Below are 8,820 nucleotides of genomic sequence, written 5' to 3'. Positions count from 1 at the left end.
CCCGCCAGGGGGCGGGCCCGTTGGCCCGGCCCTTGGCGGTTGCGCCCCGCTAGGGGCCCGCGGGCCCGGCCTGCGGCGGCTTCGCCGCCGGGCCGCAGGCCCGCTGCCGCGCAAGCCACCCGCGAGGGCGGGTGGGTGGGCGCGGCACGCCCGCAGGGCACAAACAACCGCGGCTGCGCCGCCCGGCCCCGCGGGGCTACGCCCCGGCAGGGGCACGCGGGGCCCGGCCCGCGGCGGCTACGCCGCCGGGCCGCAGGCCCGCTGCCGCGCAAGCCACCCGCGAGGGCGGGTGGGTGGGGGAAAACCCCCGACGGCCCGCCGGGTCAGGCGGTTGGGTCCGCCGGGTGCGGCGCCAGCAACGGCAGGAGCGGCCGCGCCCCCCCCCCCCCCCCCCCCCCACCGTCCGCGTCCGCCCCCCGCGCCGCCAGGCGCGTCTCGCAGAGGGACGCCAGCACCCCGTACCCGTCCTTCCCCATCATCTCCGTCAGCTCGGGCCGGTACGTCACGTACAGCGGCTCCGCCGCCCCGTGCGCCGCCAGCGCGCCCGTGCACCACCAGTGCAGGTCGTGGCCGCCGGGGCCCCAGCCCCTGCGGTCGTACTCGCCGATCGAGACGACGAGCACCTGCTCTCCGTCCGGCCGGTCGACCCAGTCGTAGGTGCGCCGCACCGGCAGCTGCCAGCACACGTCGGGCTTGGTCTCCAGCGGTTCCCGCCCCTCCCCCAGGGCCAGCGTGTGGAGCGCGCACCCCTCGCCGCCCGCGAAGCCCGGCCGGTTCAGGAAGACGCAGGCGCCGTCGAGCCGCCGGGTGCGGCGCTCGCCGTCCTCGTCCTCCTCGACCCAGCCGGCCGCCGAGGTGCCCTCCGCGTGGAACTGCCACGTGTCGGGCGTCAGCCGCGCCATGTGCCCGCCGACCCGCCGCTCGTCGTCCTCGTCGGAGAAGTGCGCGCCGAGCGTGCAGCAGCCGTCCGAGGCGCGGCCGGCCTGGATGCCCTGGCAGCCCTGGCCGAAGACGCAGTGCCACCGCGAGGTCAGCCACGTCAGGTCGCAGCGGAACACTTGCTCGGGGTCGGCCGGGTCGGGAAACTCGACCCAGGCCCTGGGGTGGTCGAGGTCGACCTCGTCCCCCGCCGCACGCCGTCGCGCCCCGTCGAGCTGCTTGAGCTTCGTGACGGATGTGCCCGGCTTCGCCCTCTTCGTCTTAGCCACACACTCAGGGTAAAGGGGACGGTAGCGTTGACCTCCATGAGGCTCGGTGTTCTCGACGTCGGTTCCAACACGGTTCACCTTCTGGTGGTTGACGCACATCCCGGTGCGCGACCGCTGCCCGCCTACTCCCACAAGACCGAGCTGCGGCTGGCCGAACTGCTCGACGCGCGCGGCGCGATCGGCCAGGACGGCGTCGACCGGCTGGTGGCGACGATCCGGGAGGCGCTCGAGGTCGCCGAGGACCAGGGCGTCGCCGACCTGTTGCCGTTCGCCACGTCGGCGGTGCGGGAGGCGAGCAACGCCGACTCGGTGCTGGCCAGGGTCGCGGACGAGACGGGCGTGGCGCTCCAGGTGCTCTCGGGCGCCGACGAGGCGCGGTTGACGTTTCTGGCAGCCCGCCGTTGGCTCGGCTGGTCGGCGGGGCGGCTGTTGATGTTCGACATCGGCGGCGGCTCGTTGGAGATCGCGTTCGGCCTTGACGAGGAGCCGGACGCGGCGGTCTCGTTGCCGCTCGGCGCGGGGCGGCTGACGGCGGCCAGGCTGCCGGGCGATCCGCCGTCCGCCGCCGACGTGCGGGCGCTGCGGCGTGACGTGCGGTCCCAAGTGGCGCGGGTGGTCGGGGACTTCACCCGTTTCGGGGCGGCGGACCGGGTGGTCGCGACGTCCAAGACCTTCAAGCAGCTGGCCAGGATCGCCGGCGCCGCCCGCAGCTCCGAGGGGCTCTACGTGCGACGTGACCTCAGCCGCGCCGAGCTGCGGAACTGGGGGCAGAAGCTCGCCGAGCTGCCGGTTCGGGAGCGGCAGCTGCTGCCCGGCGTCTCCGAGGGCCGGGCCAGGCAGCTGCTGGCCGGCGCGGTGGTGGCCGAGGCGGCGATGGACCTGTTCGGGGTGGAGTCCGTGGAGATCTGCCCCTGGGCGCTCCGCGAGGGCGTCATCCTGCGTCGCCTCGACCGGATGCGCGACGGCGGCCGCTGAGCCGCCCGCCCTCCCTCGCGGCCGCGCCGCTCAGGCCGTTCGCCGGCGCAGGGTGGCCGCGCCGAGCGCGAGGACGGCCAGCGCGCTGGCCGCGACCACCAGGACGTCCCGCACGTAGTCGCCCGTGACGTCCTGGTGGCGCAGGACCTGTGTCATGCCGTCCACCGAGTAGGACATCGGCAGCACGTGGGAGACGGCCTCCAGCGCCGGCTGCATGCTGTCCCGCGGTGCGAAGAGGCCGCAGAGCAGGAGCTGGGGGAAGATCACGGCCGGCATGAACTGCACGGCCTGGAACTCGGAGGCCGCGAAGGCCGAGACGAAGAGCCCGAGCGCGGTGCCGAGCAGCGCGTTCAGCAGGGCGACCAGGAGCAGCAGCCACGAGGAGCCGGCGATGTCGAGGCCGAGCAGCCAGAGCGCGACGCCGGTGGCCAGCGCGGCCTGGAGCACGGCGAAGGCGCCGAAGGCGAGCGCGTAGCCGGCGACCAGGTCGGCCTTGCCGAGCGGCATGGTCATCAGCCGCTCCAGGGTGCCCGAGGTGCGCTCGCGCAGCGTGGCGATCGAGGTGACCAGGAACATCGTCACCATCGGGAAGATGCCGAGCAGGGAGCTGCCGATGGCGTCGAAGGAGGCGCGGTCGGCGTCGAAGACGTAGTACAGGAGCACCAGCAGCCCCACCGGCACCAGCAGCAACAGGGCGAGGGTGCGCGGGTCGTGGGACAGCTGGCGGAGCACCCGGCGGGCGGTGGCCAGGCTCCTGGCCGGGCTGAGGACGGCGTTCACACCGACTCCCCCTCTCGGGCGGCCGCGCCGGCCGCCTCATCGGCGTCGTCGGCGCCCTCGGCCTCGTCGGCCTCGTCGGCGTCGTCGGCGTCGTCGACCAGGCGCAGAAACGCTTCTTCAACGGTGTCGGCGCCGGTGCGCCCGCGCAGTTCGGCCGGCGTGCCGTCGGCCAGCAGCCGGCCGGCGCGCATCAGCAGCAGCCGTTCGCAGCGGTCTGCCTCGTCCATCACGTGCGAGGAGATCAGCAGCGTGACCCCGTGCTGGCCGGCGAGCCGGTGGAACAGCTCCCACAGGCCGCGCCGCAGCACCGGGTCGAGGCCGACGGTGGGCTCGTCGAGCACCAGCAGCTCGGGGGAGCCGAGCAGCGCGACGGCGAGCGAGGCGCGGGAGCGCTGACCGCCGGAGAGGTCGGCGGCGAGGACGCCGGCGTGGGAGGTCAGGTCGACGTCGGCGAGCGCCGCGTCCACCCGGGCCGAAAGGCCAGCGCGCGGCACGCCGAGGACGGCCGCGTAGTACTCGAGGTTCTGCCGGACGGTGAGGTCCAGGTAGACGGACGGCGCCTGGGTGACGTAGCCGATCAGCGGCCGGAGCGCGGGGCTGCCGGCCGGGCGGCCGAGCACCTCGAGGGTGCCGGTGGTCCTGGCCTGGACCCCGGCTATCGCGCGCATCAGCGTCGTCTTGCCGCAGCCGGACGGGCCGAGCAGGCCGGTGACGCCGCCGCGCCGCACGGTGAAGTCGAGGCCCTTGAGGACCTGGGTGCGACCACGGGTGACGCGCAGGTCGTGCGCCCGCACACTCACGGGGTCGGGGGAGCTTTTATTCATCACGCGACGAATAAAAGCGCGCGGGGCGGCTCCGGTCAAGTCCCGCCGTCGTACCCGGCACGTAGGCTTGGCGCCGTGGCACATCGCGCGGCAGATCAGGGACCGACGGCGAAGGTGGGGCTCTCCACCGCGTCCGTCTATCCGGAGAACACCGAGGCGGCCTTCGAGATAGCCGGTCGACTCGGGTACGACGGGGTCGAGGTCATGGTGTGGACGGACCCGGTCAGCCAGGACCTCGACGGGCTGCGTCGCCTCTCCGACCGGCACGGGGTGGAGATCCTCGCCGTGCACGCGCCCTGCCTGCTGGTGACCCAGCGGGTCTGGACCACCGACCCGTGGACCAAGCTCATCCGCGCCCGCGCGGCCGCCGAGCGGCTCGGGGCCAGCGCCGTCGTGGTGCACCCGCCCTTCAGGTGGCAGCGCAACTACGCGCGCGACTTCGTCCGCGGCATACGGCGCCTGCGCGAGGAGACGGACGTCACGTTCGCCGTGGAGAACATGTACCCCTGGCGGTACCGGGACCGCGAGATGCTGGCGTACGCCCCCGGCTGGGATCCGACCGACGAGGACTTCCCGCACTACACGCTCGACCTCTCGCACACCGCCACGTCCCGCAGCGACGCGCTGGCCATGGCCGACCGGATGGGCGACCGGCTGGGCCACGTGCACATCGCGGACGGCACGGGCTCGGGCAAGGACGAGCACCTGGTGCCGGGGCGCGGCGGCCAGCCGTGCGCGCTGCTGCTCCAGCGGCTCGCGGCGGCCGGCTACGCGGGGCACGTGATCGCGGAGATCAACACCCGCCGCGCCACCTCGGCCGAGGAGCGCGAGGCCGACCTGGCCGAGGCGTTGGCCTTCACCCGCCGCCATCTCACCGCCCCGGCCGGTCCTGCCAGCCCGGTCGCCCCCGCCAGGACGTCCCCGTGACGTCGGGCGCCACGCCCGCGCCGGCCGGCCGGCGGCGTGGGCGGCCCAGCCGCGCCGACGCGGCGGCCGGCGGGCCGGCCACCAGGGACCGGATCCTGGCGGCGGCCCGCGCCGAGTTCGCCGAGCGCGGCTACGACGCGGTCTCGATCCGGGGCATCGCGCGGGTCGCCGAGGTCGACCAGGCGCTGGTGCACCACTACTTCGGCACCAAGGAGCAGGTCTTCGGCGCCGCGGTGGCGGCCGCCGCCGCGCCGGCCACGGACAACCTGTCGCTGCGGCCCGACGTGCCGCCCGAGCAGTTGGGGCAGTGGCTCACCGGCGTCTTCTTCCGGGTCTGGGAGAACCCGGTGACCCGCGCCCCGATACTGGCCATCGCCCGCTCCGCCATCACCAACGACACGGCGGCCGGCATCTTCCGCACGTTCATAGCCGCCCAGCTGGTCGGGCGGATCACCGAGCGCCTCCACGCGCCGGACGCCCGGCTGCGCGCCGAGCTGGCGGCGGCGCAGCTGGTCGGCGTGATGATGCTGCGGTACATCCTCCGCGTCGAGCCGCTGGCCAGCGCGGACCCCGAGGAGCTGGTCGCCCGCCTGGCGCCGGCCGTGCAGCACCATCTGACGGGCCCGACACCGGGCTGACGCCGTTAACGCCGCTAACACTGCTAACGGTGTGCCGGTGTCAGGGCTCGGGGGTCGGCTCCCCGGCCGGCGGTTCGCCCGGCTCCTCCGGGTCCTCCGGCTGCTCCGGGCCCTCGGGATCCCCCGGGTCCTCGGGGGACGGCGTGGGTGGCGGCTCGCTGGCCGGCGGCGGCTCGGGGGCGCCGTCGCCCTCGACGGTGATCACGGCCGCCGCCGGGTCGAAGGTGATGCGGCCCTGCCAGGGCCCGGCCGGCTCGCGCTCCCGGTCGATGGTCACCTCGACGACCGCCGACTCGCCGGGCCGCAGGGTGCCGGCGGCGCGGTCGAGCACGAGCCACGGGGCGTCGGTGGCGGCCGACCAACTGACGGGCGCGTCCCCGGTGGCGGTGAGGGTGATCCGGGTGCCGACGTCGCTCGGCACCGCGTCGACGGTGAGCCGCCCCTGCCCTGCCGGGGACGAGGGCTCCTCGCTCGCGCCGGCGCCCGGGCGCTCGTCCGCGCGTCCTTCGCCGCCGGGCGTCGCGCCCTCGGCCGGGTCGGACGACGGGCCCGGCCCGGCGGGGGCGGGCGCGTCGCCACCGGGGGCGGGGTCGGGGTCGGGGTCGCGGCTGAAGGCCACGCCGTCCTCGGCGGTGGCCGCGGTGCCCTCCAGGTCGGCCGGCTCGCCGACCTCGGGCGCCGAGCGGTAGGCGGCCCACAGCGCCAGCAGCGGCGCGGCCAGCACGGCGGCCACCACCGTGGTGGTCACGGCGCGGCCGCGCAGCGGCTCGCGGCGGGCGGCGCGGTCCCGCTCCTCGACGGGGAAGCCGGCCCGGTCGTAGCGGGGCGCGTGCTGGGCGCGGGCCCGGTGGATCGCGAGCCGCGCGGCCCGGACGGCTGGCCGCGGCGCGGCGAGCACCGCGAGCCGGCTGGCGCCGCGCGGCGAGGCGCCGATCCAGCCGACGGCGGCCATCGCCCGCTGCGCCACCAGGCGGCAGGACGGGCACTCGTCGACGTGCCGCACCAGCTCCCGGCGCAGCCCGGGGCCGAGCAGCAACATCCGGTCGTCGCCGGAGAGCGCGGCGACGGCCGGGCAGCCGGCCGCGTCGACCGCGGCGAGCGCCGCCCTGGTGCGCTCCACCTCGCAGGCGGCGGTGGTCAGCAGGGCGTGGGCGGCCGAGGCGGTGAGCCTGAGCACCCTGGCCACCTCGGGCACCGAGAGCTGGTGGCGGACCACCAGTTCGAGGGCCTCGCGCTGCTCGGTGGTGGTGCCGGCGGCCTCCGGCCAGGCGAGCGAGGCCAGTTCGCGGCGGCGGCGCCTGCCCTCCTCGTCGTCGCCGACCGCGCGCGGCCCGGCGGCGGCCGGCCTGGCGTCCCGGTCGGCGGCCAGCCGGCGCACGCAGACCCAGCGGGCGAGGGCGTAGAGCCAGGGGCGCTGGAGCTCGGGCGCTGCGGCGACCCGGCCGGGGCCGCGGCGGCGCTCGACGAGAGCCAACGTTTCGCCGAGCGCGGCGGTGGCGGCGTCGTGCTCGCACATGATGGACAGGCAGTAGGTGAACAGGCCGTCCAGATACGCCTCGTCGTCCGCCCGGCCGGCCGCCGGCCCTCGCCGCCCCAGCCCGGACGCGGCGCCCCGGTGGTCGGCCGTACGGCGGTCCGCGCGCCGGGACTCCGCGCCCCGATGCGCCGCCGGGCGCGGCTGAGGGTCCTGGCTCTCCGCGACGCGGTCCTTGCCACCCGGGGCGGGGTCCTGGTCCGCCGGCCGAGCCTGAGGCGGCGGCCACGCGGGCGCTGCGCGGCGGGGCGTACCTTCGAGCCGGTAGGCCGGCAGGCCGTCCCGGCGGCGGGGGACGGTTTCGAGCCGGTGGGCCGGCAGGCCGTCCCGGCGTTCGCGGCTACGGGTCGTCACCCAGCGACCGTAGGTGCCAGACGGGCGCCTTCCGCGCCACCCGCGCGAGGTTCGCCCCATCGGGTGACATCGGGAGTACCGGGGACGACGCGCGTTGTCGGTGGCGGACGGTAGCGTTCCGCGCATGGCCCGCAAAGCTGATCGTCCCGCGTACCGGTGCACCGAGTGTGGCTGGTCCACCGCCAAGTGGCTCGGCAGGTGCCCGGAGTGCCACGCCTGGGGCACGGTGGAGGAGGTGGGCGGGGCGCCCGCGCTGCGCACCTCGCCGGTGGCCAGGGTGGCGTCGCCCGCGCTGCCGATCGGCCAGGTGGACGGGCAGCGGGTCACCGCGCGGGGCACCGGGGTTCCCGAGCTCGACCGGGTGCTCGGCGGCGGCCTGGTGCCGGGGGCCGTGGTGCTGTTGGCCGGCGAGCCAGGCGTGGGCAAGTCCACGCTCCTGCTCGACGTGGCGGCCAAGGCGGCCTCGGCGGAGCGCCGCACCTTGTATGTCACGGGCGAGGAGTCCGCGGGCCAGGTGCGGATGCGGGCCGATCGGATCGGCGCCGTCCACGACCACCTCTATCTCGCCGCGGAGACGGATCTGGCGTCCGTGCTCGGCCAGTTGGACGTGGTGAAGCCGGCCCTGCTGGTGCTCGACTCGGTGCAGACGATCGCCTCTGCCGAGCTCGACGGCGCCCCGGGCGGCATGGCGCAGGTGCGCGAGGTGGCCGGCGCGGTGATCCGCGCCTCGAAGGAGCGCGGGATGGCCACCATCCTGGTGGGCCACGTCACGAAGGACGGCGCGATCGCCGGCCCCAGGCTGCTCGAACACCTGGTCGACGTGGTGCTGCACTTCGAGGGCGACCGGCACGCGCGGCTGCGTCTGGTGCGCGGTGTGAAGAACCGGTACGGGGCCACGGACGAGGTGGGCTGCTTCGAGCTGCACGACGCGGGCATCACCTCGCTCGCCGACCCCTCGGGGCTCTTCCTCACCCGGCGGGACGAGCCGGTGCCCGGCACCTGTCTCACGGTCACCCTGGAGGGCCGGCGACCGCTGGTGGCCGAGGTGCAGTCGCTCACGGTGGCCACCCAGATCCCGTCGCCGCGGCGCACCACCTCGGGTCTGGAGACGTCGCGGGTCTCGATGATCCTGGCGGTGCTGGAGCAGCGCGGCCAGATAGCGGCCCTGGGCAAGAACGACATCTACACGGCGACGGTCGGCGGGGTGCGGCTCTCGGAGCCGGCGGCCGACCTGGCGGTGGCGCTGGCGCTGGCCAGTGCCGCAAGCGACACCCCGCTCCCGAAGAACCTGGTGGCCGTCGGGGAGGTGGGTCTCGCCGGCGAGGTGCGGCGGGTCACCGGGGTGCAGCGGCGGCTCGCGGAGGCGGCGCGGCTCGGCTTCACGCACGCGCTGGTCCCGTCGGACGCGGGCGAGGCCCCGCCAGGGATGCGGGTGCTCGAGGTCGGGGACATCGGGGAGGCGCTGCGGGTGCTGCCCGGCCGCCGGGGCCCGCGTCGGCCGAGAGAGTCCGAGGAGGCTCTTGACACGGAGGCCAGCCGGGGAGCGGAGGCGCGCCGGTAGACTCATGCGCATTGGTCTC

8 protein-coding genes are annotated in these 8,820 nt (G+C 76.1%); 4 read left to right on the top strand and 4 right to left on the bottom strand.

The features are described from left to right. Positions 1 to 323: 323 nt before the first annotated feature. Positions 324 to 1,208 (bottom strand): hypothetical protein, encoded by an 885-nt coding sequence (locus tag ACYVPE_RS30780; RefSeq protein WP_461037043.1) that lies wholly within the window; start codon positions 1,206 to 1,208, stop codon positions 324 to 326. Positions 1,209 to 1,244: 36 nt separating this feature from the next. Here ACYVPE_RS30780 and ACYVPE_RS30775 point away from each other — a divergent pair, with 36 nt between their 5' ends. After that, a complete protein-coding gene (locus tag ACYVPE_RS30775; RefSeq protein ID WP_461037042.1) occupies positions 1,245 to 2,183 on the top strand; it encodes a Ppx/GppA family phosphatase in 939 nt (312 codons plus the stop codon). Positions 2,184 to 2,213: 30 nt separating this feature from the next. Here ACYVPE_RS30775 and ACYVPE_RS30770 read toward each other — a convergent pair whose 3' ends face one another. Both ACYVPE_RS30770 and ACYVPE_RS30765 read right to left on the bottom strand, forming a co-directional pair. After that, the gene (locus ACYVPE_RS30770; RefSeq protein WP_461037041.1) at positions 2,214 to 2,963 is read right to left on the bottom strand and encodes an ABC transporter permease; all 750 of its coding nucleotides are present in this window, start codon (positions 2,961 to 2,963) and stop codon (positions 2,214 to 2,216) included. After that, complete coding sequence (locus ACYVPE_RS30765; RefSeq protein WP_461037040.1) at positions 2,960 to 3,787, bottom strand: ABC transporter ATP-binding protein; 828 nt, start codon at positions 3,785 to 3,787, stop codon at positions 2,960 to 2,962. Before ACYVPE_RS30765 ends, ACYVPE_RS30770 begins: the two co-directional genes overlap by 4 nt. 75 nt (positions 3,788 to 3,862) lie before the next feature. Here ACYVPE_RS30765 and ACYVPE_RS30760 point away from each other — a divergent pair, with 75 nt between their 5' ends. Both ACYVPE_RS30760 and ACYVPE_RS30755 read left to right on the top strand, forming a co-directional pair. Beyond that, entirely contained in the window at positions 3,863 to 4,714 is an 852-nt protein-coding gene (locus ACYVPE_RS30760) for a sugar phosphate isomerase/epimerase family protein (protein ID WP_461037039.1), read from the top strand. Beyond that, complete coding sequence (locus tag ACYVPE_RS30755) at positions 4,711 to 5,352, top strand: TetR/AcrR family transcriptional regulator (protein WP_461037038.1); 642 nt, start codon at positions 4,711 to 4,713, stop codon at positions 5,350 to 5,352. The genes ACYVPE_RS30760 and ACYVPE_RS30755 overlap by 4 nt, the downstream gene beginning before the upstream one ends. Before the next feature lie 40 nt (positions 5,353 to 5,392). On the opposite strand, the gene ACYVPE_RS30750 is transcribed toward ACYVPE_RS30755, so the two are convergent. After that, on the bottom strand, positions 5,393 to 7,240 hold the full coding sequence (locus ACYVPE_RS30750; protein ID WP_461037037.1) for a BACON domain-containing protein: 1,848 nt from the start codon (positions 7,238 to 7,240) through the stop codon (positions 5,393 to 5,395). Positions 7,241 to 7,364: 124 nt separating this feature from the next. On the opposite strand from ACYVPE_RS30750, the gene radA reads away from it, so the two are divergent. Then, on the top strand, positions 7,365 to 8,801 hold the full coding sequence (gene radA, locus ACYVPE_RS30745) for a DNA repair protein RadA (RefSeq protein WP_461037036.1): 1,437 nt from the start codon (positions 7,365 to 7,367) through the stop codon (positions 8,799 to 8,801). The last annotated feature ends 19 nt before the right edge of the window (positions 8,802 to 8,820 follow it).

This window comes from Streptomyces mayteni, assembly GCF_054783955.1.
The sequence above is the reverse complement of the archived record's forward strand: the minus strand, read 5'-3'. Positions and strand labels throughout refer to the sequence as shown.

Bases quoted from the DNA above. Each gene is read 5' to 3' on its own strand.
- ACYVPE_RS30765 (WP_461037040.1), bottom strand. From the start codon at position 3,787: ATGAATAAAAGCTCCCCCGACCCCGTGAGTGTGCGGGCGCACGACCTG.
- radA (WP_461037036.1), top strand. From the start codon at position 7,365: ATGGCCCGCAAAGCTGATCGTCCCGCGTACCGGTGCACCGAGTGTGGC.
- ACYVPE_RS30775 (WP_461037042.1), top strand. From the start codon at position 1,245: ATGAGGCTCGGTGTTCTCGACGTCGGTTCCAACACGGTTCACCTTCTG.